Origin of the sequence: Pseudomonas sp. GM30 (genome assembly GCF_000282275.2) — a bacterium.
In the GTDB taxonomy this organism is placed as follows: Bacteria; Pseudomonadota; Gammaproteobacteria; order Pseudomonadales; family Pseudomonadaceae; genus Aquipseudomonas.
Window position 1 is genome coordinate 20466 of sequence record NZ_AKJP02000005.1, and the last position, 25278, is coordinate 45743.

Here is a 25278-nt window from a genome sequence, read left to right on the forward strand (position 1 = left end):
GCGCCGAAGCACCATGAGCCACCTCACCCACCTGCGCACATTCCTCGAAGCGTACCGCACCAAGTCGTTCTCCAGGGCGGCGGACCATTTGGGCATCACCCAACCGGCGGCGTCGATGCATGTGCAGGCGGTGGAGGCGCTGGTCGGCAAACCGCTGTTTCAGCGTTTGCCTCGCGGGGTGGAACCCACCGAAGCGGCGGATGAACTGGCGCGTTCGGTGGCACCGTTTCTCGATGGGCTGGAAAACAAGATCGCGTCGCTGCGTCCGGGCCTGATCAAGGGCGGCACAGTGCATCTGGTCGGCCCCTCCGACTTCCTTCATGCGCTAGTCGCCGCTCGCCTCGCACCGCTGATCGACGAAGGCTTCACCCTGCGTTTTCACACCGGTGCCAAAAAGCGCATTTACGAGATGCTCGAAGCGAAGCAGACCGACTTCGCGATCACGGCCTCCATGCCCAACGAGCAATCCCACGGTTACGCCCATCTGCTCACCGAACGCCTGTTGCTGGTGTATGCACCGAGCCTCCTGGATCGCCTCGGCAAAGACCCGAATCAAGCACAACTCAAGCAAGTCCCGTTGATCGCTTTCGATGAGGATCTGGCGCTGGTTCGGCCACTGTGGACTTCAATGTTTCAGGTCGCGCCGCAACTGCAAGCGGCGTTGACGATTCCCGACCTGCGGATCATCAAGCAGCTGGTGCTCGACGGTCACGGCTGGAGCGTGCTGCCGGACTACCAGTGCGCCGACGCCATCGCTGACGGTCGGCTGATTTCACCGACACCGCCCAGCGAGGCACCGGTCAATGTGCTCTATCTGGTGTGGAGCAAAAGCGTGATGAAAAGCCCGAGCCTGCTTTACGTGCGCGACTATTTGCTCGCTGCATTCAGCGCCTCAGGCCGGCGCCCAACGCCGATGTAGCCATCGCGCCAACGCATCCAGGGCAAAGCCCAACACGCCGATCAGCAGCACCATCGCCATCAGTTCCGAATACGCCAGTCGATCTCGCGTATCGAGAATGAAGTAGCCCAACCCGGCGCTGACCCCGAGCATTTCGCACGGCACCAGCACGATCCACAGAATGCCGATCGACAGTCGCACCCCGGTCAGCACATGGCCGAGCACGCCGGGTAGGATCACCTTGCGCAGGGTTTCCCAACGGGTAGCGCTAAGACTACGGCTGAGTTGCAGCCAGCGCGGATCGAGCTGGCGCACGCCGGCCACGGTGTTGAGCAGGATCGGCCACACCGCAGCAAAGGTCAGCAGAAAGTAGATCGGCTGATCGCCAATGCCCATCAGCATCACCACCACCGGCATCCACGACAGCGGCGAAATCATTCGCAGAAACTGAAACGCCGGCGTGGTCGCCGCTTCCAGATGCCGGTAACTGCCGATCATCAGGCCCAGCGGCACGCCGATCAGCAATGCCAGCAGCAGGCCGACCACGATCCGCTTCAGGCTGACCAGCACATGCTCGTACAGCTCCGGGCGCAGCAGCAGTTCGCCGAGGCTGGCCAGCGTCGCCTCGGGTGAAAAGCGCAACGCCAGGCTGTGGTTGCCACCGAGCAAATGAACGCCCAGCCACCACAGCAGCAACAGGCACAACAGCCCTGCTACGCCCAACAAACCGTGCACGGTCGATGAAGATCGCTGACGCATCAGAGGCTGAACTCCTCGCTGCGTTCGAAGCTTTCCGGCAGGCCGAAGGTCTGCATGCCGCCCACCGACGCGATGGCATTGCGCACGAAGCGGTCATCCACCAGATCTTTAGCGGTTTGCTGCGGATCGAGGCTGGCGAGGAAACCCTTATCGCCCTCGATCAAGGTGTCCTTCAGGCGCTTGACCAGTTCCTCGGTGTAGCTCGGGAACGGGTACGGCTGAAAGTCGATGCGCTGCTCGTCCCAATGGCTGTGCTGGATCGCGCCGCTGGCCAGATACTGCTCGCGGTCGCTGGTGGCCGGCGCCAGCACCCGGTCGAGCACCGGTTGCGCATGCGGGGTGTAGCGATTGGCGCCGTCCTTGGACAGCAGTTTCGCCGCCTCGGCGCGGTTGTCGCGGGTCCAGACCTGAGCCTTGACGATGGCGTTCACCACTTTCTGCGACCACTCGGGGCGGTTGTTCAGATCCTGTTCGTGCATGAACACCACGCAGCAGGCGTGATTGCGCCAGACGTCGCCGGTAAAGCGCTGCACTCGGCCGACCTTGAGCTCCTCGGCCAGCGCATTGAACGGCTCGGCGACGATGTAGCCGGCGATGCGTTTGCTCGCCAGGGCGGGCGGCATGTCCGACGGCGGCAGCACCAGCAGATTGACCTCGTTCGGCGCCAGCGCGGCGCTCACCGACTTGCTCACGGGCACCAGTCCATGGTCGCGGAACAACTGCTGCACCACCACGTTATGAATCGAATACCAGAACGGAATCGCCACTGATTGCCCGCCGAGTTGTTTGACCTCGGTGATGCCCGGCGCCACGGTCAGGCCGGAGCCGCCGACGTGGTTCCACGCCACGACCTTGGCCGGCACCTTGCTGCCGTAACGCGCCCACACGGTCATCGGCGACAGCAGGTGAATCACGTTGACCTGCCCGGAAATGAACGCCTCGATCACCTGCGCCCAACTGCGCAGCAGCACCGGGCGCTCGGCCTGAATGCCTTCGGCTTCGAACAGGCCGTTGTTGTGCGCGACCAGCAACGGCGTGGCGTCGGTGATCGGCAGATATCCGATGCGCACTGGCGCGTTCGGCTCGGCAGCGGCGCGAGCGTTGAGGCTGTTGAGCAGCGGCAACGCGCCGCCGGCGGTCAGCAGCGCGCTGAGTTTGAGGAAGTCACGACGTGTGTGAGTGAAGTCGTCCAGGCACATGGTCAATCTCCGACGTAGCGGGCACAGGTTGAGTGAGGGGGTTGCGGCTCGCCCGCCGAAGGGTTTTGAGGATGTCGATGCGCAGCGCGCCCAGTTCCTCGACCAGCTCGGCACGCGGCTGAGGCAGGTCGATGCGCCACTCGCCGAGGATGTGCGCCGGGCTGTTACCCAGTAGCAGAATCCGCTCGGACAGCAGCAGGGCTTCGTCGATATCGTGGGTGATCAACACAGCCGCGGTGTGGTGCTCGGCGATCAATTGCAGGAGCAACTGCTGCATGTCGGCGCGGGTGATTTCATCCAGCGCGCCGAACGGTTCATCGAGCAGCAGCACCTGCGGCTGCCGCGCCAGACACCGCGCCAACGCGGTGCGCTGGGCCATGCCGCCGGACAATTGCGCCGGGTGCTGCAACCGCGCGTGGTCGAGGCCGACCGCAGCGATGGCGTGGTCGATCCGCGCCTTGCGCTGCTCGGCCGTCAGGTGCGGCTGGCGGGCGAAGTCGAGGCCGAAGGCGACGTTCTTTTCCAGGGTCAGCCACGGCAACAGGCTCGGGTCCTGAAACGCCACCGCCACCCGTGGATGCGCGCCGGTCAGCGGCTCGCCAAGCAGACTCACCCGCCCCTGTTGCGGCGCCTGCAACCCGGCCAGCACCCGTAGCAGGCTGGACTTGCCGACACCGCTGGGGCCAAGAATGGTCACCACTTCACCGGCCTGCAACTGCAGGTCGAAGTGTTCCAGCACCGTGTGCCAGCCCTGCTCTCGCGGGTAGCCGAGGCTGATGCCGTGCGCCTCCAGCAACGCTGCGGTCATGCCGTCGCTTCCCGTTTCTGCCGCTGCAATTCGGCGCGCAGTTGCACCAGGCTTGGGGTGACAATCGGCACGAACGCCGACTCGCGCCAGCGCCGGGCGAAACCGCTGCCGTGATCAGTCAGGTAGGCTTTGCCACCGCTGGATTGCAGTTCCAGTTGCACCGCATTGGCGGCGGATTCGGCCAGCGCGATGCGGATCTGGAACAACGCGCCCGGCTGGGTCAGGAAACGTCCGTCGTGCAGGCCCTGCTTGAGCGCGTCGACGGTCTGCGCCAGTTGCTCGCGCTGCTCCTGCAAAGGTTCCAGCAGGATCGAACGACCGTCCTGCAAATGCCCCTCGACCTCGGCCAGCGCCCGTCGCGCCAGACCAATCGCCATGCCGCACTGCAAGCCGAGAAACGCCGGGCGCACAGCAGGCAGAAACTTGCGCGCGTCGTCATGCAGCAGCCATTCGCGTCCGACCGCCACCTGCGCGAAATCGATCGCAGCGGTGTTGCTCGATTGCAGCCCCATCAGTTGCAGATCGGCGGAACGTTTTACGCCGGCAGCGTCATCGGCGATCGCCAGCACGAACGGCGAACCACCCTCCTCGTGCTCGATCGCCGCCGCCACCACGAAGCCGCTTTGGCGCAGATTGGTCACCCAGTGCAGGCGCCCGTTCAAAGTCCAGCCATCGGCGGAGTTGGCGGCGCGCACTTGCAGTGCCTCGATGCCCGACAGGTACTTCATCGCGTTGGACAAACCGGTGGCCCCGGCCAGTTCGCCGCTGAGCAACGCCGGCAGCAGTTTTTCCCTCAGCGCAGCGTTGGGGCTGTGCAGCAGGTATTCGATAAAGGCCCGTTGGCCCCAGAACACAAACGCCGCCGCCAGTGAATGGCTGGCGACAGCGGCCAGGGTTTCCACGGCATCACTGACGTGACCGCCGCTGCCACCCAGCGCTGGGTTGATGCCGACGCGCAGCACCCCGGCCTGCGCCAATTGCGTCAGCACCTGTTGCGGATCGCCGTCGCCCGCATCCAGGGCCTGGGCGTTGTGTTCCAGCCATTGCATCAATGCCGGATTGAGCATGTCGTTTCTCTCCTTGTACGCAGCAGCATCAACCATAGACGACGCTGCCGGAGCCGCCGACCGATTACGCGCGATACGCTGCCAGCTCAGGGTTGAGCGGCGTGTCGGCAAACACGTTGGCGAAGTTGCACAGGGTCGCCAGGCTGATGCCGAGGATCACTTCCAGCGCATTGCCTTCGGTGTAGCCGGCGGCCTTGAACTGGTTGAAGGTCTGATCGCTGACCTTGCCCCGGGTAGCAATCACTTCGCGGGCAAACGCGGCCAGGGTTTCCAGTTTTTCCACGGGGACAGTGGCTTTCTCACGCAGCGCACTGACCACTTCCGGTGGCAGTTTGGCCTTATTCAGCGCCACGGCGGTATGACCTGCGACACAGAAATCGCAACCATGATTGGTCGCCGCGATCAGTTGCACCACTTCGCGCTCGGCGAGGCTGAGTTCGGACTTGCCATTGAGCGCCGATACCGTAACGTAGGTTTCCAGCGCGGCCGGGGCATTGGCCAGCACGGCCAGCAGATTTGGAATGAATCCGGAGTTCTTCTGAGCATTTTCCAGAAACGGTCTGGCGGCTTCGGGGGCGCTTTGCACGGTGTGTAGAGTGACGCGCGACATGGAGTGGACTCCTGCTGTTGAGTGTCGGGCCAGTCTGTTGGTTATAAAAATTTCGATCCATATTCTAAAGTAGCGATTACTTGCTCCTGAGTGTTTCCATTAGATGATTTCGTCCAGCCCCCTGGTTGATTGGTTATTAGAAAGCCTCGAACTCGACGCCAGCCTGTTTCACGTCGGCCGCTACTGCGGTGGCTGGCATGCAAGTACACACGGGCTGGCGCGCGCCAGTTTTCATCTGATCGTGCAGGGCCGCTGCTGGCTGCACATTGACGGGCAGGAGCAGTCGATAGCGTTGAACGCCGGAGATGCGGTGTTTCTGCTGCGCGATCTGAACTACCGCCTCTCCAGCGCCGAAGAGCCGGCCCTCGCCCAGACGCTGCCGCGCAGGGCCATGACCGCGCTCGACAGTCAGGCACAGGATTGCGTCGGGCTGGTCTGCGGGTTCTTTCATTTCAAGTCGGGATTGTCATCGCTGATCATCGAAGGCCTGCCGGACTGGGTCATCCTGCGCGCGGGCGATCCGTCTTCGAGTGCGGCGCGCGCCTTGTTCGAATTGATCCTGCAAGAGTGCGAACGCCTGCCGGCGCCGTCCTCGGCGCTGCTCGAGCGCTTGAGTCATCTGCTGTTCCTGTACGTGTTGCGCCAACAGATGGCCGACAACCAGAGCCTCGGCGGCCTCGTGGCTTTGGCGCGCAATCCGCAGTTCGCGCCGTTGCTGGACCAGTTGATCGAACAGCCGCAATTGCCGTGGTCGCTGGAGAGCATGGCGGCGAGTATCGGCCTGTCGCGCTCGGCGTTTTTCAAACGCTTCAACGAACTGGCCGGGCAATCGCCGGGGCAAGTGCTGCTGGCGTTGCGCATTCGGCATGCCTGCCAATTGCTACGGGCCAATCACACGGTGGAACAGGTGTGCGCGGCGGTGGGCTATCAGTCGATCGCCGCGTTTACTCGGGCGTTCGCCAAGTCGGTGGGGGTGCAGCCGGGGGCGTATCGCAAGCAGCATGAGGGGCGCTGAGCGGCGCCCTCGCCAAAGAACTTAAAAGCATTAATAAATACAAAATCATTATTTATCGTTATAAAAATTATTGCGTACTCTCTGAGTCAATCCCTCATTGATCACAGTGAAGTGCGCCATGAACCCGACTGCCAACCTGATCGACTTCGTCGCCTACCGCAAACGCCGCCAGGCCCAGCAAGCTGCTCGGGCCATGTGGGAAATGTATGCGCGCAACGCCGGTTACCAGGCCTTTCAGTGGGTGCAAGCCAGTCGTTCGACCGAGCCTCGCCAAGCGTGAACGCGCGTGATCCCTCGCGCTTTCTGGCGAGCGCCGACGAACCTGTGCTGGATCTGAACAGCCTCGAAGCACTGGAAGAAGACCCGATCTGCGAACGGGTCGCGCAGAATTTGCAACGCTTGCGCGCCAAACGGCATTTGTCGCTTGATGCACTGGCGCGTCAATGTGGTGTGAGTCGGGCAATGCTGGCGCAGATCGAGTCCGGGCGCAGCGTGCCGTCAATCAAGGTGCTGTGCAAAATCGCCAAGGGCTTGAAGGTGTCGGTGGCAGCGTTCCTCGAACATCGTGCCTTTGAGGGCGTGGCGGTGTTGTCGGCGAGCCAGAGCAAACGGCTGGTGAGTGCCAGCGGTGCTTTTGTCAGCCGTGCGCTGTTCCCGTTCGACGTGGCGCGGCAGTCGGAATTTTATGAACTGCGTTTGAGTCCATTGGGCGAGGATCTGTCCGAGGGCCATGGGCCGGGCGTACAGGAAAACCTGGTGGTGGCTCAAGGTGTGCTGGAAATCAGCGTCAATGACGAACGCTATTTGCTCTCCACCGGCGACTCGATTCTGTTTTACGCCGACCAACCCCACCGCTACCGCAACCCCGCGGACAGCGAGGCCGTGGCCTATCTGGTCGTGACCTACCCCGAACGCCTGGACTGACCGCCCCTTTGTGGGAGCGAGCCTGCTCGCGAAAAGGTCGGCACATTCAGCATTTGCGTTGCCTGACTCACCGCTATCGCCAGCAGGCTGGCTCCCACAGGGGTTTGTGGTGATGGCTGGATAAGTGTTGGTCAACAGAATGAAAAAGCCCCCGAGGCCTGAGGCCGTCGGGGGCTTTTTTTGCGCTGCCGGGATCAGCAGGTGCAGCACATCATCGGCATGCCGTTACAGCTCATCATCATCGGCATGCTGCAGTCGTTCATCATTTTCATCATCAGAGCACAGCAGTTTTTCATCATGTCCATGCTCATGCCGGGCATCGGCATGATTTTGCACATCATGCAGTCAGCCATCATGGTGCATTCCATCACGCACTTCATCGATGGCATCGGCATGCCCATCATCGGCATCGGCATCATCATGTTCATCATCGGCATGGCCATGGCCGCCTGAGACATGCACATCATGCTCATGTTGCCGCAATGCATCATCATCGGCATGCCGCAGTCCATCATCATCTGCATCATTTCGCCGCTGTTCTTGAACATGGCCATATCCATGCCGGCGGCAGGCATCATCTTGCACATCATGCCGTCGTCCATCATTTCGCAGCTCATGGTCGCCATCATCATCGGCATGCCGGTCATTGGCATCATCGGCATGTTGGCGTTCATTGGCATTTGCATCTGCATGGCGTTCATCATGGTGTAGCTCCCTGAGGATTTAAGAACTGGATGAAAAGTTGATGGCGCTGATTCTATGGACTGGAGCAACCGGAACAAGATGCCCATCGAACAGCAAAATCCGATGTTCAAACCGCTCAAGCGCAGCGTTCCGCGCGCGTTGAACTGTTGGAGCAGCAGAGTAGACGCCATGACAGAAAGAGCAAATGTACTGACAGCGAATCCGACATCATGGATATGTAAAACAACGCTATATAAATAACCGAAAGAAATTATCGGTCTAACACGGGCGATTATTTTTCTTATTCCATCAATCAACCAACAAACCACTTTTTAATCTTTTATCGCTATTAACCTCGCCCCTTATAATTGCGCGTCTGCACTTAACTCATAAAAAGGGATGTTCCATGCAAAGACGCCTGTTACTGGCTGCACTGTTTGTCGCTGTCGCCGGGTGCGCCAGTCCTCCTGCTATTTCGGTGCACACCAAAGACCCTGCCAGTTCGACCCTGCAAGGCGACGCCTCGCGCCCGGCGCAGGCGCAGTGGATTCGCACCGAGCTGTACTTCTCGGTAGGCACGGTGGATGGCAAGGACGGTGCAGTGAGCCCGACGCGCTGGCGCGAGTTTCTCGACAAGGAAGTGACGTCGCGGTTTCCCGACGGTTTCACCGTGTTCGATGCGTATGGGCAGTGGCGTGATCATGGGGCGAAGGAGCCGGAGCGGCTAAGCACCAAGGTGATCGTGATCCTCCACGAGAACAATCCGCAGAACGCCGGCAACATCGAGGCAATTCGACTGGCGTACAAACGCATTACCGGGGATCTGTCGGTACTGCGTCTGTCGCAACCGGCCGACGTTTCGTTTTAATCGCTGATCTGCCCCAGAGCTTGCCGAGGCGTCGACGCCAGGCGGCTCAATCCCGCTAGCAGCAGCGCGCCCACCAGCAACACGCCAATCCCCAGAAACGCGCCCCACCCCACCACCGTCACGCTCGAATAGAGCATGTACAGGCACAGACCGAAAAACAGCAGCGGCACCAGCGGATACAACGGCACCCTGACCGGCCTCGGCACCTCGGGAAAGCGCCGCCGCAGAATGATCAACGCCAGGCTGCTGAAGCTCAGAAACAGCCAGTACACCGGGGTCAGGTACTCGACCATGGTGTTGAAGCCGCTCTGGGTGAAACTGCCGAACAGCACCAGCAACAATGCCACCGCGCCCTCCGCCAGCAAGGCTTTGCGCGGCACGCCGTCGCGTTCGTGCCACTCGCCGAAGCGACGCAACTGCGGCACATCGCGGGCCGCGGCATAGGTGGTGCGGGCGCCGACCAGCAAGGTCGAGTTGATGCTGGCGATGGCCGCGATGCCCACCATCAGCAGAATCAGCAGCACCCCCGGCGCACCGAATGCACGGTTCAACAGTTCCACCGCCGGTGCGTTGCTCGCCGCCAGTCCGGCGAATCCCAGGCCTCGCACAAACGCCCAGTTCAGCGCCAGATAAATCGCCATCAGCAGCGTCAGCGCACCGAGCATGGCGATGAAGATTCCGCGTCGTCCATCGCGCACTTCCGCCGACAAGGTCGCCGCATCGCTCCAGCCACCAAACGCCAGAAACACGAAAATCATTGCCGCCGAAAACCCGGCCATACCGGTGTTTTCCGGCGCAACCGAAACGCTCGCTGGCGCTGCTTCAATCCCCTGCCACGCCAGCCACACCCCGGCGCTGGCGATACTCAGAAAGCCCAGCGCCAACAAGCCGACCAACAAGGTCTGGGTGATGAAACCGATGTGCTTGCCAGTGAGATTGAGCAACACCAGCGCAGCGATCACCCCGCCGGCAAACAGCCCCGAGCCGTATCGACCGAGCGGCACCACGGCATTGACGTAGTCGGCAAACATGAACGCCGACAAGGCGATCCAGCCGGTGTGCATCACCGAAAAGCGCGACCAGGCGAACAGGAAACCCATGCGCTCGCCATAGGCCGTGCGCAGAAAGTGATAGTCGCCGCCAGGATGTGGAAATGCCGTGGCCATTTCGGCAAAGCACAACGCCCCGGCCATCGACGCCAGGCCGCCGAGCACCCAGACCCAGTAGAACCAGGCAGGCCCGACGTTCAGCGCCACGGTCGGCGCGGTCTTGAGGATGTCGGTGGTGATCACCATGCCAAGCGTGATCAGCAACGCCTGCAGCACCGGCAGATGGCGCTTGGGGCCGTTCGACTGATTCATTGAGTGTCCCGCAGAAGATCCGCCGTCCATGGCGGTTCGGCTCAGAAGCCGTAAGTGGCGCTGGCGTAGTAGTAAGCGCCGTTGGTGCCGATCGGCGACAACACGTCATACGGCAAGTTGCCGCCGTAATTGATCGCCGAGCCGGAGCGCTCCGGGTAGTTGTCGGTGAGGTTGTTGCCGCCCAGGGCCACGCTGAATTTCGGGGTGAATTTGTAGGTCACCTCGGCGTCCAGTTGCCACACCGCGCCATAGGTCTGCTCCGGTTGCGAGTCGCCGAAATCGAACACGCGAGTGGTCTCGCCCTGACGGGTCAGACGCCCGAGCAGGCCCCAGTGTTCGCTGGCCCAGTTGGCGGAAAACACGAAGCGATCCTTGGGCGCAGCGTCGGTGAGAGTATTGGTTTCTTCAACGCCGACCAGTGCATCGTTGCCGATCCCCAGCGCCGTCAGTTGCGACGGCGTGCCTTTGGTGCTGGTGACTTTGGTGTGGTTGTAGGTGTACGCGGTGGTCAGGCCCAGTTGCCCTTCGTATAGCGGCTGATGGTAGTTGAGCACCAGTTCGGCACCGTGGGTGCTGGTGTCGGCGGCGTTGGTGAAAAAGTTGACGTCATGCACCCCGGCCACGCCGAAGTTGTCGTTGATGTATTGCTCCATGGCGTCGCTGCCGATGCGCTGCGACAGAGTGATGCGGTCCTTGACGTCGATGCGGAACACGTCAAGGGAAGCATCGAAGCGCTCGTTGAGCTGGAACGTCAGGCCGAGGCTGAAGTTTTTCGAAGTCTCCGGATCGAGTTTCTCGGCCCCCAGCGCACGGGCAATCGGGTCGTTGACCGAGAGCACGCGAATATCGGTGAGCGTGCCGCCTTCGCCGAAGTTACTGGTGGTGTTCTGGAAACCGCTCTGCGCCAGCGACGGCGCACGGAAGTTGTTCGACACCGCACCGCGCAGCGCCCACTGCTCGGTCAGTTTGTAGCGACCGCTGAGCTTGCCGGTGAGCTTGCTGCCGGCATCGTCGTAATGTTCCCAGCGGGTGGCGGCGTCGACAAAGAAGCGCTCGGTGAGATCGCCCGACAACTCGGCGTAGGTAGCAAACACGTTGCGGTCCAGGTCCGACTCTTCGCTGGGGCGCAGGCCATTGGCGCCGTCAGCGCCGGAGCCGATGTAAGAGGCCTCGTCGCCAGCGTAGGTCAGGTAGTTTTCGTAACGATATTCACCGCCCAGCGCCAGCACGAATGAGCGTCCCCCGAGGCGCAGTTCGCGGCTGAAATCGAGGTTGGTGGTGGTCTGGCGCAGCTCGTAATCGCCAGTGTCGAATTTCGTCGGCGAGTCCTCGCCGAGGCTGACGTTAAGGGTGCGGCGGGTGGATCCGTCGAAGCGGTTACGGCCATGGGTAACGCTGCTGTCGAAGTCCCACTCTTCGCCGATCATGCCTTTGAAACCGGCGGTGGCAGAGACGTCCTTGTTGTCGCCCAGCGACTGCGGCAGATAGCCGTTGGGGTAGAACTGCGGCTGCTCGTAGGGATAGCGATAGAATTCGGCGCCGGTGGTGTGGCGCTGGTTGTAGGTGCCGAAGCTGTAGGCCTTGCCGCCGGCCAGCGGCAGCTCGCTGTTGAACCACAGGTTGACGTCCCGCGCCAGGCCGTCGCCCATCACGTAGTTGCGCTGATCGGGGGCATCGGCAAAGCCATCGAAACCGGCGCGGTTGGTCGGGTTGCGATTTTTGTACTCGGTGCCGCCGCGAATGAACCCGCCCTCTTCGCCCAGGCGCGTGCCGATCTTCGCGGTGGTCACGCTGTTCTGGCCGTCGGTGGTGGTTCTGTCGATGGCGTCCTGATGAGTGTGAAACGCGCCGTAGTTGGTGGACACTTCACCGCCCTCAGGCGCGTCGTCGAGGATGATGTTGATCACCCCGGCAATCGCATCGGAACCGTACTGCGCACCGGCGCCGTCACGCAGCACTTCGATGCGTTTGATCGCGCTGATGGGGATCGAGTTGAAGTCCACCGGCGCCGTGCCGCGACCGATTTTCGACGAGTCGTTGACCACCGCTGAAGTGTGGCGGCGCTTGCCGTTGACCAGCACCAGCACCTGATCCGGGCTCATGCCGCGCAGCTGTGCGGCGCGCACGTGGTCGGCGCCCCCGGAGTTGGACTGACGCGGCATGCTGAACGATGGCAGCAACGTCTGCAGCGCCTGGCCCAGTTCACCGTCAGCCGCGCCGGTGGACTTGAGATCGGCGGCGGTCAATACGTCCACCGGCACCGGAGAATCGAGCACCGTACGCGCAGTGCCCCGGGTGCCGGTGACCAGCACGGTACCCAGCCGTGTGTCATCGTCTGCGCGGGTCGAAGTGTCTTCGGCTTGCGCCGGAAGTTGCCAGATCGCACCGACCACCGCGATGGCCAGTAATGAACGGGAACGCTGATACATGTGACAGCTCCTTTATCGCAGCTAATACCCGGCCGTTGCCGACAATAAAGGGTCGGCAATCAATGCACGGCAATGTCTGCTGTAGTTTTAGAAAGCAGGAAGGTGGTGAAGGCTTTTTAGCGTGACGAGTGAGTGAAACGCAGGATCCCCATAGTTAGTTGTTTCCCCGTGAACACCGATGCTAGACGGGCCAAGCCTTGCCGTAAAAGAACCAATAACACTTAGGTTAGATCGGGCTGAATAGTTGTTTTTAGAGCAACACAAGTGTTGATCCACCAACACTTAAACCCTAACTAACACCCACTAATTCAAGATCAGCCAAAGATCTTTTGTAGGAGTGAGCCTGCTCGCGAAAGCGGTGTATCAGCCAATGCAGATGTTGGCTGAAATGGCCTCTTCGCGAGCAAGCTCGCTCCCACAGTTGTTATTGGAGTGAGCTGACTTTTTACTCCCAGCTGAAATCCAGTGTGGGAGCGAGCTTGCTCGCGAAAGCGGTGCATCAGTCAATGCAGATGCTGGCTGAAATGGCCTCTTCGCGAGCAAGCTCACTCCCACAGTTGTTATTGGAGTGAACTAACTCTTTACTCCCAGCTGAAATCCAGTGTGGGAGCGAGCTTGCTCGCGAAAGCGGTGCATCAGTCAATGCAAATGTTGGCTGCAATGGCCTCTTCTCGAGCTGGCTCGCTCCCACAGTTTTATGGAGGTGAACATACTTTCTGCTTTCACTACAGATCCAGTGTGAGGGCGAGCCTGCTCGCGAAATCGGTGTATCAGTCAATGCAGATGTTGGCTGCAATGGCCTCTTCGCGAGCAAGCTCGCTCCCACAGTTGTTATTGGAGTGAACTGACTTTTTACTCCCGGCTGAAATCCAGTGTGGGAGCGAGCTTGCTCGCGAAAGCGGTTTATCAGTCAACGCAGATGTTGACTGAAATGGCCGCTTCGCGAGCAGGCTCACTCCTACAGGGATCGGTGAAAGATTCAGGACTTTCAATTCGCCACAGGAATCCACTCAGCCCGCGCCACATTGGCGGTATCACCGAAGGCCGGGAGTTTTTGCGCCAGGTCGCGGACGTTTTTCACGTCCAGATCGAGCAACTGCTGACGGGTGATCAGGGTCGGTGGCACCAGCACTTGATGCCCGGGATTTTCGCCGGCAATCAACATCGCCAGACTGCGCACGCTGATCGCCCCCGCCACTTGCGGATTGACCGCTGCGGTCGCCGCCCAGGCGCTGTCCGGTTCTTTCATGATCTGGATGTCGGCGGTGGAAATGTCGGCGCTGTAGATCTTCACCTTGCGCCCTAGCCCCGCCTCGTCGACGGCGATCTTCGCGCCTTTGGCGAACTCGTCGAATGGCGCGAAGATCACGCTGATATCCGGATTGGCCCGCAGCACCGCGCTGGCCTGATCGGCCACCGAGTTGGCAATAGGCGGGTTGAGCGTGCCGAAGCGCGCCTTTTCGATGATGCCCGGATTGGCCTTTTTCACCTGACTCCAGATCTCGTCGCGGCGCTCCATCGGCGTGAAGCCGCTGATGTACACGTAACCGGCATCGAACCGCGTGCCGTTGTCCTTCACCGCCTGATCCAGCGCCAGTCGCGCCAGTGCATGGTGATCCTGTTCGACCTGAGTCACCTGCGGACTGTTCAGATCAACGTCGAACGCCACCACCTTGATACCTTTGGCGATCGCCCGATCAATCGGCCCCTTCAGGGTTTCCGCCAGGCCCAGTTGCACGATGATCCCGTCGACCCCGAGGTCGATCGCCTGATCAATCATCTCGCCCTGACTCGCCGCCTGCTGGCGCGCATCGAACACCCGCAGATTGGCCCCCAGCGCCTCGGTCTGTTTCTCCACGCCGCGCAGATACGCCTCGGGAAAGTCCCCGGAAAACAGATAACCGACCAGCGCGATCTGCACCTGACCTTTATCGAACGGCGCCGGAGCACCTGGCAATGCCTTGGCCTGAGCACTCAAAGCCAATGCCGAGAGCACCGCGCCGGCGAGGCAATGGCGTGCGAACTGCTTGATTGAACCGTGCATACATCTTCCTTGCAGCGACAAATGAACCGGCTCAGCGCGCCCGATGCGCGAGGCCGAAGGTGAACATCAGGGCCAGCACCAGCACCAGTCCCTTGACGAAATCCTGCGCGTAATACGGCGCGTTGAGCATGGTCAGGCCATTGAGCAGCGACGCCACCAGCAGTGCGCCGACCAACGTGCCGAAGGCATTGGGCTTCTTCGCCCCGAGCACGGCAAAGCCGATCAGCGCCGCGCCGAGGGCGTCCAGCACCAAGCCGTTGCCGGAGCTGACATCACCCCGGCCCAGGCGCGCCGCCAGCAGCAACCCACCGAGCGAGGCGAGCAATGCCGACAGCACGTAAGCGAGCAACTTGAAGCGCTGCACTGGTGCGCCGGCCAATCGCGCCGCCTGCTCGTTGCCGCCAATCGCATAAAACAATCGGCCGATGCGCGTGCGCTCGAGAAACAGCCACACCGTCAGCGCCACCAGCGCAGTGATCAACACCGGAACCGGCACCACGTCCCACAAGCGCCCGCGGCCGAGGGCGAGAAACGCCGCACTGAACGTGCCTTCGGTTTCCACGCCGCTGGGCAAGGTCATGCCCACCGCAATCGAGCGCCCACCCGTGGGAATCAGTTGCACACCGATCACCAGAAACATGCTGCCCAGCGTCGCGAGAATGTCCGGCACCCGCAGCTTGACGATCAGCCAGCCATTGAGCAGCCCGACCAGTGCGCCACCGGCCAGACTGATCAGCACCGCCGGCACCGCGCCCCAGCCGAGCACCACCATCACGTAACTGGCGATCATCAGGCTCATTGCCGCCACCGCACCGATCGACAGATCAAGCCCGCCGACCGCCATGGTCAGGGTCACACCAAGGGCCAGCAGTGCGACGATCGACACCGACTGCAAGATGCTGAACAGATTGCCGACGCGCAAAAACGCCGGTTCCGCGACACTGAAAAACACCACGATCAGCGCCAGCAGCCACAACAGGCCGTAGCGGATCAGCGCTTGCAGCAGGCGCTCGGCGGGTGCCGTAGCGGACGACAACAATGAACTCGAGTCAGGCACTCGCTCTGCTCCTTGGCGTGGCGTGAAAGGGATTTTCGCTAGCGTCGCTGCCGGCCAGCGCAGCGACCAGGGTCGCGCGTTCAAGGCCGGCGCGCGGGTATTCGGCGACCACCGCGTGATCGCGCACCAACAGAATGCGGTCGGCGATTTCCAGGGCTTCATCGACATCGGCGCAGATCACCAGGGTCGCGCGGCCGCCGGCACTGTCGCGCAACAACTGGCCGATCTCGCGGCGGGCGCGCACGTCGACGCCCTGAAACGGCTCGTCGAGGATCAACACCCGCCCTTCTCCGAGCAGCCAGCGGCCAAGCACGACCTTCTGTTGATTGCCGCCGGACAGCGCGCTCATCGGCACCTCGATGCCGGCGGCCTTGATTCCCAGTGCCGCGACTTGCGCCTCGACCGCTGCAGCTTCGGCGCGGTTGCGAATGAAACCGGCACGGGTGAAACGCTGTAGAAACGGTAAGGTCAGGGTGCGGCGCAGGGAGAAATCCGGCACCAGCGATTGACTGGCGCGATCCTCTGCTGCGAGAAACACGCCACTGCGAATCGCCGCCCTTGGCGAGTTCGGCAGCCAGTCCACACCATCCAGTTGCAGGCTGCCGGCGACGGCTTTGCGCAAGCCGAACAGCACTTCGGCGATCTCGCTTTTGCCCGCGCCGAGCAGTCCGGTCAGTACCACCACTTCGCCTTGGTGCAGGTCGAAATCGAAGCGTCTGGATCGTGGCAAAATCTGCAAACCGCGCACACCAAGGACTTTTCGGCCCACGCTGCCGGGCGTGTAGACATGCCCGTCCAGCGCCTGCCCGAGCATGGCGTGCACCGCTTCCGGCAACTGCCGCGCACTGAACTCTCCGGCCAGTCGCCCATCGCGCAGGACAATGGCGCGGTCAGCCACCCGTTGCAGATCGGACAAGCGATGGGAGATGTACAGAATCGACACGCCGCGGCTGCGCAAGATATCGATCAGATCAAACAGGCGCTGCGCCTCGGCATCCGACAAGGCTGCGGTCGGCTCATCGAGAATCAACAGACGCGGCTGCAAGGCAAAAGCCCGGGCCAGCACCACCAATTGCCGTTCGGCCTGGCCGAGGTCTTCGATCGGCTGCTCCAGCGGCAACACCAGCCCCAATCCGGCGGCAATACTCGCGGCGCGCTCCAGCAGGCGTTGGCGATTGAGCCAGAAGTCTGCGTCGGGTTTGCACAACTCATCGAGCAGCAGGTTTTCCGCCACGCTCAAACCGGGCGCGATGCCCTCGTTGATCTGCTGATGCACCGCGACAATCCCGACCCGACGGGCCGACAGCGGCGAACTGAATTGCCGGGGCTGGCCGTCGATGTAAATCTCGCCGCCATCGGCGCGCTGGCTGCCCGCCAGAATCTTCACCAGCGTCGACTTGCCGGCACCGTTGGCACCGAGCAACGCCACCACTTCGGCGGGATGAATCTGCAGGCTGACGCGATCCAGTACGCGGTTCGAGCCGAAGCGCTTGCTCAGTTCACGCACCTGAATCAGCGGCGCGCGGGCCACGACGACACTCATAAAATTCCTTAACGTCGATGGGCCAGCGAACGCACCAGCCGGTCGCCCAGGCTCTGCACGCCCTGCACCAGAATGACCAGCACCACCACGGTGGCGACCATCACTTCATTGTTGAAACGCTGATAGCCATATCGGATCGCCAGATCACCGAGGCCACCACCGCCAATCACCCCGGCCATGGAAGAAAAACCGATCAGCATCACCAGCGTCAGAGTGATCCCCGCGAGCAATGCCGGCAGCGCTTCGGGCAGCAGCACTTTGAAAATCACATGGCGGATATCGCCGCCCATGGCGAGGATCGCTTCGATCCGGCCCTTGTCGACTTCATCCAGGGCGTTCTCGACGATCCGCGCGAAAAACGGAAACGCGCCAATGGTGATCGGCACCACCGCAGCGGTGCTGCCCAGAGTCGTACCGACCAACAGACGCGTCAGCGGAATCAGCGCAATCAGCATCACCACAAACGGCAGCGAACGCCCCAGATTGACCAGCGAACCCAGCGCGGCATTGAGGCGTGGCAGCGGCCACAGTCCGTCACCGCGACTGACGAACAGCAACACCCCGAGCGGCAAACCGATCAGCAATGTGAACAGCCCTGCGAGCAAGACCATGTACAGGGTTTCGCCGGTGGCGTTGAACAGCAGTTGCAGGATTTCATCCCAGTTGATCGTGCGGTTCATGACTGGGCCGCCCGCACGCCGTATTGCTTGAGGAAGCTGAGCCCGGGGATGTCGTGGCCCAGCGGCAGGCCGCAGGTCGGACGCAACGAAGTGCCGAGACTCGATTGCGCATCGGCGAGCAAACGCGGCACCGGGCCGGACTCGACCAGGCGCCCGTCCGCCATGTACGCCGCGTGATCGCAGATCGACTTGACCACCTCCAGCTCATGGGTGATCAGCACAATGGTCACACCCAGTTGCCGGTTGATGTCGCGCAGCAGCTCGAGAATCGACGCGGTGGTTTCCGGATCGAGCGCGCTGGTGGCTTCGTCCGACAGCAGATACGCCGGCTCGGCGGCCAGGGCGCGGGCAATCCCGACCCGCTGTTTTTGCCCACCGGACAACTGTGAGGGAAAGGCTTGCGCCTTGTCCGTCAAGCCGACCAGTTCCAGCAGTTCGCGCACCCGCACATGTCGCCACGGTTTGCCGACGTTGGCGATTTCCAGCGGCACGGCGATGTTGTCGAACACGGTGCGCGAATGCAGCAGATTGAAGCCCTGGAAAATCATGCCGATGCGCTGCCGCTGGCGGCGCAGATCGCTGGGCGACAAGGTCAGCAGGTCCACGCCGTCGATGAGAATTTGCCCGCTGTCCGGGCGTTCGAGCAGATTGAGACAGCGCAACAGGGTCGACTTGCCTGCGCCGCTGCGCCCGAGGATGCCGTAGATCGCGCCGTCGGGAATACTCAGCGACACCTGATCCAGTGCCGGTGCCGGCGCCGCCGGGTAAGTCTTGCTCAACTGCTCGACGACGATCATGGCTTGGCATCCTCCACCGGAATCACCGAGCCCTTGAAGTTATCGGTGATGTATTTCGCCACTTGCGACGAGGTCAGGTCTTTGGCCAGTTGTGCGATGCGCGGATCGTTTTGCAGTGTCGGCGTGGTCACCAGAATGTTGGCGTACGGATTGTGCTCGGCCTTTTCCAGCCCCAGCGCATCCTGGGCCGGCACCAGTCCGGCTTCCAGCGCGTAGTTGCCGTTGATCACCGCAAGGTCGACGTCGTCCAGCGCCCGAGGAATTTGCGGCGATTCGATTTCGAGGATCTTCAGCTGTTTCGGGTTCTCGGCAATGTCCTTGGGCGTGGCCTGATCGGCCGCCGGATCCTTGAAGCCTGGCTTGAGTTTGATCAACCCGTTGTCCTGCAACAGGTACAGCGCACGGCTCAGGTTGGTGACGTTGTTGGGCACCGCCACGGTGCCTTTTTCCGGCACGTCGGCGAAGCTTTTGTGCCGGCGCGAATAGATGCCCAACGGCTCGATATGCACCGTGGCGGCCACCGCGAGTTTCTGCCCCAGCGCTTGTTCCTGGGATTTCAGGTACGGCAGATGCTGGAAGTAATTGGCATCGACATCGCCGTGCACCAACAGCTCGTTGGAGTTCACGCCGTTGGGAATCTCGATGACCTTGAGCTTGAGTTGCGGATCGATTGTCTGGATGTACGCGAGAATCTGCGCGTGGGGCACCGGGTCGGCGGCCACGCGCAACGGCTCCAGTGCCTGCGCGCCGAACGAAGTCACCAGCGCGCCGAGCACGGCCAGGGTCAAACCTGCTTTTTTCAACATGTGCGGAGTCCTTGAGCGAGTGATGAATCAGGCGTTGGCGGTTTTACGAGCCGGTGCGGCGGGCATCAGCGCGTCGGCATAGAAGCGCCGGGCGACGTCAGGGTGCGAACGCAACCGGCCCTTGAGGTAGTTCCAGCCGACATCGCGAAACAACGGATTGAGCGGATCACTCGCCGGGCCACGCGCTTCGCGCAGCAGCGCGGTGGGCAACGGATACAGCGGCACCACGGCATCGAGTTGCGCGCCGAGGAAGAAGGCGATGGACAAGCGCTCGCTGCCGGCGGGCGGCGACACCACCCGATGCACCGTGGCGCGCAGATAGCCGTTGGTAGCCAGCTCCAGTAGCTCGCCAATGTTCACCACCAAGGTGTTTTCACGCGGCAGCGCATCGATCCAGCGCCCCTCCTCGACCTCCACTTGCAACCCGGCCTGCTGGTCTTGCAGCAGAAAGCTGAGGAACCCGGAATCCTTGTGCGCGCCGACGCCTTGCTGGCTCGCGCTGGCGACCTGGCCTGGGTAGCGCATCAACTTGATGTGTTCGTTGGGCTTGTCGCCGTACAGCTGATCGAACGCGTCCGCCCGCAGCGACAGCGCCTGGGCAAAGGCACGCAGCAGACGCAACGCCATACGCGTCATCGCCTGTTGCCATTCGAGCAGCAGCGGTTTCAGTTCTGGCAGCGCCGCCGGCCATTGGTTGGGCCCCTGCAACCGAGCCAACAATGGACTGTCCGCGTCCAGCGGCAACGCTTCGCGCTCGGCGCCGAGATCGAATTGCTCACGCCAGTCGGGTTGACCACGGGTGATCTCGGAAGCGGCACGGTTGTACCCGCGAAAGTGCGGCGAATTGATCATGCCGACAGCGGTCTTTTCGTGCTCGGACAAGGCGAAGAACTGCCGGGCGTGATCCTGCACTTGCTTGAGCAGGTGGCTGTCGATGCCGTGGCCGGTGAGATAGAAAAAGCCGACGTCACGCGCGGCGTGACGCAGGTTTTCAAGAAATTCATAACGCTGTTGCGCGGTGCCTTCGAACAACGAAAGGTCGAGCGTCGGCAACGTGGTGATATCGAGGGTATGCGGCATGATTCACTCCCGTGTGAACCAAACCTGAAGAGCCTTTGATCGATTCAGCGTGTGCCGTCATGGCAATCGGGGGTCTATCGGTTTGATGCGTTTGATTCGTCGTGAGACAAAACTAAACGATCTTAAAAACCACGAACAAATACCCTTTTTGCATTAGCTTAGGCCTGACGCTCAGGTTCGCGGTCATCACGCAACCGCTATCCCACTTCCACTGATCAACGTGCCGGGTCATAAAACGGTTCGACTGCCACCCGGCTGCCGACAAAGAAACTGTCAGCCACCAGCCGCAGTGGCTGCAGATCCACGTCGCTGGCCCGATCGCCAATTAGTTGCTGAAAGTGCCGATACACCGCCGTGTACTCGCTCTCTTCCGATACCGCCTGGCGCACGCCGTCGATGCTCAGCAGCGCTCCGCCGTTGTCCAGACGCAGCAGCCCTTCGGCGCAGCGAATCTCGATGCTCCAGAGTTCGTCGTGACCGTGGTCGAAATCGAACTCGGCCTGCACGTCGAGCCGGTGCGCATCGGACATCTTGATCGACGCGGCAATCGGCGACTGGCAGTTGTCCGGTACGCGCAGTTCGGCGGACTTCACAAACAGTGGCTGCGTCAGCAAATAGGTGACAATCGACAAGGCATTGATGCCCGGATCGAAAACGCCCAGACCACCGGGTTGCCAGATCCACGTCTGACCGGGATGCCACTTGCGCACGTCTTCCTTCCAGTCGATCTGCACGCTGTGCAGCGTGCGGCCGGCGAGCCAGTCGCAGGCGGCTTCGATACCGGGGGCGTAGCGCGAATGCCAGGCGAACAACGCACTGACACCCTGTTGCTGCGCCTGACTGACCAGGGCCTGCGCCTCGCCCAGCGTGGCGCACGGCGGTTTTTCCACCAACACATGTTTGCCGGCGGCCAGCGCCTGCTGCACCAGGGCGAATCGACCTTGCGGCGGCGTACAAAACGCAATCGCATCCACCTCGGGGCCGTGTTCCAGCAACTCGCTCAACGAGTGAAAGTTCTCCACCCCGGCACAGGGTTTACCTTGCGTGGCGACCGCCACCAGACGAAATCCGGGATTGGCGTTGATCGCCGGAACATGTTGATCCTGGGCAATCTTGCCGTAGCCCACCAGACCGAGACGGATCGGATGCATCAGTGACTCCTGTTGTTGTCTTGTTGTCGTCAGCGAATGCGCAGATTAGCCGCAAACGTCAGGGAATACCCAACTGAGTCTGATCAAAAAACCGTAGAGGCCAGCGCTCGGTTCATCGCGCCGGGTAGCGTGCGTCAATGCAACGGCGCGACTGAAGTTCGCCTGCTCGCCAAAGCCCACAAGGTTACCGCCGACCGTGACAACCTCAGTTGCATGGCGGTGACCATCACGCGCCTGGCCGGTGATGTTGTGGAACTTGATGGTGTTGAGCAACTGCTCGTCAACCTGAAAAGAAAAGGCGTTCTGAGCAAGACAGAAATCATGGCCCTGCAAGGCCGCTACCTGCAGGAAGATGCTGCTCACTTAAGAGATTTTGCGTTCAATTGAAACCCGTGGCGAGGGAGCTTGCTCCCGCTGGGCTGCGTAGCAGTCCCTCTTTTGGGGCCGCTTCGCGACCCAGCGGGAGCAAGCTCCCTCGCCACAGTCACAGTGTCGGGCTTAAGTGAACAGCATTAGCTTTTCAGGGCAGGCTTTCACGTTCACAACGCTGCAATCATTTCTGCTGCGCGGTCAGCGCCGAGTAACTGTTCATCAGGTTCCGGTAGTTCGGAATCCGCTGCGACAGCAGATTGCCCAGCCCTTCGATGTCGTTGCGCCAGTCGCGGTGCAGCTCACAGGCAACCGAGAACCAGTTCATCATTTGTGCGCCGGCCTGGGTCATGCGGCTCCACGCGGCTTGCTGGACGGTGGTGTTGAAGGTGCCGGAGGCGTCGGTGACGACGAATACATCGAAGCCTTCGGCCAGTGCCGACAGGGTCGGGAACGCGACGCAGACGTCGGTCACCACGCCGGCAATGATGATCTGTTTGCGGCCGGTGGCCTTGATCGCCTTGACGAAGTCTTCGTTGTCCCACGCGTTGATCTGACCTGGGCGGGCGATGTACGGCGCATCGGGGAACATTTCTTTCAGTTCCGGAACCAGCGGGCCGTTGGGGCCTTGTTCGAAACTGGTGGTGAGAATGGTCGGCAGGTTGAAGAATTTCGCCAGGTCGGCCAGGGCCAGGACGTTGTTCTTGAACTCGTTCGGCGAGAAGTCCTGAACCAGAGAAATCAGACCGGTCTGGTGGTCGACCAGCAGGACTACGGCGTCGTCTTTGTTGAGGCGGTTGTAGGTTGCAGTGCTCATGGTTGAATCCCTTTTCTTGGTTGAGGTAGTGGGCGTTGCGTTGAACATGGGCACAGATTACTGACACAACCGGAACCGATAAATCGGTTGAAAAGGGTTTCACTGTCAACTTGAAGCGGACAATCGAGCGACGCGCAAGCTCGGCTGCAAGCAAACTCATGGCGACGGGTTATGAGCTAATAACGCCTTCATTAAACCGTCTTTCAAACGTTGTACTAGGATAGGATCCACATCCTGACATTTGCGCCGACCAGGGAACATGCTCGACGCAGGTCAGGAATGGGACTGTTTCACCTGAAACTCATGGATGATGTTTATGAATTCACACCTGTTTCCCCACATCGGTAAAGTCATTGCGAGCACCGGCAGCCGGCACTTTCCGCGGATGCTGCATGACCTGATCCAGACACAACTGGCGGTGGACGCCACACACATTCGCCAGATGCGCGTCGAGCCGGTGGGCCGCCCCGTCCATCGCAACCCGCCGGAAACCGGCCAAGACTCGGCCCAGCAGGCTGAAACGGTATTCTGCGAACAGATTGCCGCACGCTCGAGCGAGCCGATGGACACGCCAGACGCGGCCAGCGCCGACGCCTCGCAGCTACACCTGACCCGGCGCAAGGACGGCTACCGCTACGTGATTTCGGTGTATCGCAACGACCACTCGCAACGATTCTCGGCTCAGGAGCAGAGTTTGTTGCAGGACATTTCTCCGGTGCTGTTGCCGATGGTGGAAAAACACATTCACGCCCTGCAACCCCAGCAGACCAACACCGAAGACCCGTCGCCCGGCGCTGATGGCGCGCAACAGGGCCTGGAAAACCTGCGGCTGCGTTTCAACGAGCGTTTACAGCAACTGGGCCTGAGCCTGTCCAATCGCGAAACCGAAGTGTGCATCGGCCTGCTCGCCGGGCGTACCGCGCCGGAGCTGGCCGAACAGTTGCAACTGAAGGTCAACACGGTGGAAAGCTACCTCAAGCGCGCGGCGATCAAACTGGGGATCAGCGGCCGGCATTCGTTGATGCGCTGGATGTATTCGCCGGAGGACACCAGCCACGCCACCAGCGCAGCCTGAGTCCACAACAGAACAAAAAACCGCCGCCCTCCCGGGCGGCGGTTTTTTTACATTGGAGGCCTAATCCTTCGGCACGACTCTATCCAGCGCTTGATTCACCGCCAACTCCCCCAGCATCACTACCTGCGCAATGCCCAGCGCGGTATTGCGACCCGGCCCCTCCAGCGTGCCGGCGAAATCACCGAGCATGACCGTGGCCGAGGCCAGGGATTCGCAGGCGTTGGCCAGCAGGGATTCGGTGTCGGTTTGCGGGTTGACCAGGAACATGCTGCTGGGGGTGTACGGCGTCGCCATGATGTGCGCGGGCGCGAGGTAGTGATCGAGGGCGCGTTCGGCGGCTTCGTGGAGTTTTCTCGAGTTGAGGGATTCGTAGGGTGATAACGGGTCTGTGATCGGCGGATTGGGTGGGGTTTCGGGCATCAGCTGGAACTCCGATCAAGGCACTTTGAACGAATGATGACCTGTAGGAGCTGCCGAAGGCTGCGATCTTTTGATCTTGATCTTGATCTTGACCTTGAAAAACAAAATCAAAAGATCGCAGCCTGCGGCAGCTCCTACAGGGGACCGGGATCGAGATCTTCAGTGCGCCGGGGTTGAGGTAGAAGTTGATGGCGCGGTCGGTTGCCGCTTTTATCTTCTGCGGGTCGAGGGCCGGGTCGTACGGGATCGAGGTGTCCGGGGGGTTGGGTGTGGCTTTGAACATGGATGAAGCTCCTGCTTGGCAAAAGTAAGGAGCCATCACTCTCGCTACCAAACGAGGGTGGCGGCCATACGCGGGTTGGTAGACCGGTCTAAGCAGGAAAACCCGGCGCTCCCGAAGGAGCCCCACGCATGGCCACCATAAAATCGAGTCCCTGAAAAAGGACTGCACACGGTGTCGCCATCACACTTAGAAACGGGCTACCAAACCCGATCACTGATTTTCAGTGACAGGGAAACGATATAGCCCGGCCCATAGCCGTGTAAGCCGGCGGATTCTGGCGTACGCGTAGGTAACGGCGCAAGGCGTTGTAGCCGTTATGGCGTAACGGTTCGTGTACTTTAAACGTGGTTGCAGGGGTGCGTTTATGTGCGGGGTCTGCTCTGTTGTTTTGATGTTGTCTGGCAGGCCGCTTTCGCGAGCAAGCTCGCTCCCACAGTTGGATTGCGTGCATTCAGGTGGGAGGTTGGTCGGCTGGTAGGCCGTCATCGCTGGCAAGCCAGCTCCCACAATTTGACCGAGAGCATTCAGTCAGGG

Annotated in this window: 25 protein-coding genes and 1 pseudogene; 7 read left to right on the plus strand and 19 right to left on the minus strand. The window is 61.3% G+C overall.

The features are described from left to right. Positions 1-13: 13 nt before the first annotated feature. Positions 14-919, plus strand: coding sequence for a LysR family transcriptional regulator (locus PMI25_RS04050; protein ID WP_007966361.1), 906 nt, complete (start codon positions 14-16; stop codon positions 917-919). On the opposite strand, the gene PMI25_RS04055 is transcribed toward PMI25_RS04050, so the two are convergent. The 5 genes from PMI25_RS04055 to PMI25_RS04075 all read right to left on the minus strand — a co-directional run bounded on the left by PMI25_RS04055 (position 893) and on the right by PMI25_RS04075 (position 5341). Further along, positions 893-1657, minus strand: coding sequence for an ABC transporter permease (locus PMI25_RS04055; RefSeq protein WP_007966363.1), 765 nt, complete (start codon positions 1655-1657; stop codon positions 893-895). The two genes, PMI25_RS04050 and PMI25_RS04055, sit on opposite strands and share 27 nt — an antisense overlap. Beyond that, positions 1657-2856, minus strand: a complete 1200-nt coding sequence (locus PMI25_RS04060) for an ABC transporter substrate-binding protein (protein WP_007966365.1) — start codon at positions 2854-2856, stop codon at positions 1657-1659. The genes PMI25_RS04055 and PMI25_RS04060 overlap by 1 nt, the downstream gene beginning before the upstream one ends. Then, positions 2822-3664 (minus strand): ABC transporter ATP-binding protein, encoded by an 843-nt coding sequence (locus tag PMI25_RS04065; protein ID WP_007966366.1) that lies wholly within the window; start codon positions 3662-3664, stop codon positions 2822-2824. Before PMI25_RS04065 ends, PMI25_RS04060 begins: the two co-directional genes overlap by 35 nt. Beyond that, positions 3661-4731 (minus strand): acyl-CoA dehydrogenase family protein, encoded by a 1071-nt coding sequence (locus tag PMI25_RS04070; RefSeq protein WP_007966368.1) that lies wholly within the window; start codon positions 4729-4731, stop codon positions 3661-3663. The genes PMI25_RS04065 and PMI25_RS04070 overlap by 4 nt, the downstream gene beginning before the upstream one ends. A 64-nt stretch (positions 4732-4795) precedes the next feature. Continuing rightward, on the minus strand, positions 4796-5341 hold the full coding sequence (locus tag PMI25_RS04075; protein ID WP_007966370.1) for a carboxymuconolactone decarboxylase family protein: 546 nt from the start codon (positions 5339-5341) through the stop codon (positions 4796-4798). Positions 5342-5444: 103 nt separating this feature from the next. Here PMI25_RS04075 and PMI25_RS04080 point away from each other — a divergent pair, with 103 nt between their 5' ends. The 3 genes from PMI25_RS04080 (at position 5445) to PMI25_RS04085 (ending at position 7280) form a co-directional block, all read left to right on the plus strand. After that, the gene (locus tag PMI25_RS04080) at positions 5445-6356 is read left to right on the plus strand and encodes an AraC family transcriptional regulator (protein ID WP_007966373.1); all 912 of its coding nucleotides are present in this window, start codon (positions 5445-5447) and stop codon (positions 6354-6356) included. A gap of 118 nt (positions 6357-6474) precedes the next feature. Further along, positions 6475-6636: a hypothetical protein gene (locus PMI25_RS29425; RefSeq protein ID WP_007966374.1), complete on the plus strand. Its 162-nt coding sequence runs from the start codon at positions 6475-6477 to the stop codon at positions 6634-6636. Positions 6637-6689: 53 nt separating this feature from the next. Then, positions 6690-7280 (plus strand): helix-turn-helix domain-containing protein, encoded by a 591-nt coding sequence (locus PMI25_RS04085; RefSeq protein WP_177325665.1) that lies wholly within the window; start codon positions 6690-6692, stop codon positions 7278-7280. 194 nt (positions 7281-7474) lie between these two features. On the opposite strand, the gene PMI25_RS27950 is transcribed toward PMI25_RS04085, so the two are convergent. Further along, positions 7475-7984 (minus strand): hypothetical protein, encoded by a 510-nt coding sequence (locus PMI25_RS27950; protein ID WP_007966376.1) that lies wholly within the window; start codon positions 7982-7984, stop codon positions 7475-7477. A 386-nt stretch (positions 7985-8370) separates the two neighbouring features. On the opposite strand from PMI25_RS27950, the gene PMI25_RS04100 reads away from it, so the two are divergent. Next, positions 8371-8832 carry a DUF3574 domain-containing protein gene (locus tag PMI25_RS04100; RefSeq protein WP_007966377.1) on the plus strand — a complete coding sequence of 154 codons (462 nt, stop codon included), beginning with the start codon at positions 8371-8373 and terminating at the stop codon, positions 8830-8832. On the opposite strand, the gene PMI25_RS04105 is transcribed toward PMI25_RS04100, so the two are convergent. The 10 genes from PMI25_RS04105 to PMI25_RS04150 form a co-directional block, all read right to left on the minus strand. After that, positions 8829-10193, minus strand: coding sequence for an APC family permease (locus PMI25_RS04105; RefSeq protein ID WP_007966378.1), 1365 nt, complete (start codon positions 10191-10193; stop codon positions 8829-8831). The genes PMI25_RS04100 and PMI25_RS04105 overlap by 4 nt on opposite strands. Before the next feature lie 41 nt (positions 10194-10234). Next, positions 10235-12622: a TonB-dependent receptor plug domain-containing protein gene (locus PMI25_RS04110; protein WP_007966379.1), complete on the minus strand. Its 2388-nt coding sequence runs from the start codon at positions 12620-12622 to the stop codon at positions 10235-10237. A 988-nt stretch (positions 12623-13610) separates the two neighbouring features. Next, the gene (locus PMI25_RS04115; protein WP_007966380.1) at positions 13611-14666 is read right to left on the minus strand and encodes a substrate-binding domain-containing protein; all 1056 of its coding nucleotides are present in this window, start codon (positions 14664-14666) and stop codon (positions 13611-13613) included. A gap of 31 nt (positions 14667-14697) precedes the next feature. Then, complete coding sequence (locus tag PMI25_RS04120) at positions 14698-15723, minus strand: ABC transporter permease (RefSeq protein ID WP_007966382.1); 1026 nt, start codon at positions 15721-15723, stop codon at positions 14698-14700. Continuing rightward, positions 15716-17266 (minus strand): sugar ABC transporter ATP-binding protein, encoded by a 1551-nt coding sequence (locus PMI25_RS04125; protein ID WP_007966385.1) that lies wholly within the window; start codon positions 17264-17266, stop codon positions 15716-15718. The genes PMI25_RS04120 and PMI25_RS04125 overlap by 8 nt, the downstream gene beginning before the upstream one ends. Before the next feature lie 8 nt (positions 17267-17274). Then, positions 17275-17946: a methionine ABC transporter permease gene (locus PMI25_RS28565; RefSeq protein WP_007966387.1), complete on the minus strand. Its 672-nt coding sequence runs from the start codon at positions 17944-17946 to the stop codon at positions 17275-17277. Then, positions 17943-18743: a methionine ABC transporter ATP-binding protein gene (locus PMI25_RS04135; protein WP_007966389.1), complete on the minus strand. Its 801-nt coding sequence runs from the start codon at positions 18741-18743 to the stop codon at positions 17943-17945. Before PMI25_RS04135 ends, PMI25_RS28565 begins: the two co-directional genes overlap by 4 nt. Further along, the gene (locus PMI25_RS04140; protein ID WP_007966391.1) at positions 18740-19549 is read right to left on the minus strand and encodes a MetQ/NlpA family ABC transporter substrate-binding protein; all 810 of its coding nucleotides are present in this window, start codon (positions 19547-19549) and stop codon (positions 18740-18742) included. The genes PMI25_RS04135 and PMI25_RS04140 overlap by 4 nt, the downstream gene beginning before the upstream one ends. Positions 19550-19576: 27 nt before the next feature. Next, on the minus strand, positions 19577-20629 hold the full coding sequence (locus tag PMI25_RS04145) for an isopenicillin N synthase family dioxygenase (protein ID WP_007966393.1): 1053 nt from the start codon (positions 20627-20629) through the stop codon (positions 19577-19579). A gap of 215 nt (positions 20630-20844) precedes the next feature. Continuing rightward, positions 20845-21780, minus strand: a complete 936-nt coding sequence (locus PMI25_RS04150) for a Gfo/Idh/MocA family protein (protein WP_007966396.1) — start codon at positions 21778-21780, stop codon at positions 20845-20847. Positions 21781-21909: 129 nt separating this feature from the next. On the opposite strand from PMI25_RS04150, the gene PMI25_RS04155 reads away from it, so the two are divergent. Further along, positions 21910-22167, plus strand: a complete 258-nt coding sequence (locus tag PMI25_RS04155) for a hypothetical protein (RefSeq protein WP_052026364.1) — start codon at positions 21910-21912, stop codon at positions 22165-22167. 166 nt (positions 22168-22333) lie between these two features. Here PMI25_RS04155 and ycaC read toward each other — a convergent pair whose 3' ends face one another. Continuing rightward, the gene (ycaC, locus tag PMI25_RS04160; RefSeq protein ID WP_007966399.1) at positions 22334-22966 is read right to left on the minus strand and encodes an isochorismate family cysteine hydrolase YcaC; all 633 of its coding nucleotides are present in this window, start codon (positions 22964-22966) and stop codon (positions 22334-22336) included. A 316-nt stretch (positions 22967-23282) separates the two neighbouring features. Between ycaC and PMI25_RS04165 the strand changes: the two genes are divergently transcribed. Then, positions 23283-24041 (plus strand): helix-turn-helix transcriptional regulator, encoded by a 759-nt coding sequence (locus PMI25_RS04165; RefSeq protein ID WP_007966401.1) that lies wholly within the window; start codon positions 23283-23285, stop codon positions 24039-24041. Between the two features lie 60 nt (positions 24042-24101). On the opposite strand, the gene PMI25_RS04170 is transcribed toward PMI25_RS04165, so the two are convergent. Beyond that, positions 24102-24461, minus strand: a complete 360-nt coding sequence (locus PMI25_RS04170) for a DUF6124 family protein (protein ID WP_007966403.1) — start codon at positions 24459-24461, stop codon at positions 24102-24104. 145 nt (positions 24462-24606) lie between these two features. Next, positions 24607-24744: pseudogene (locus PMI25_RS29825) on the minus strand (DUF6124 family protein); the annotation flags it as partial. Positions 24745-25278: the final 534 nt, after the last annotated feature.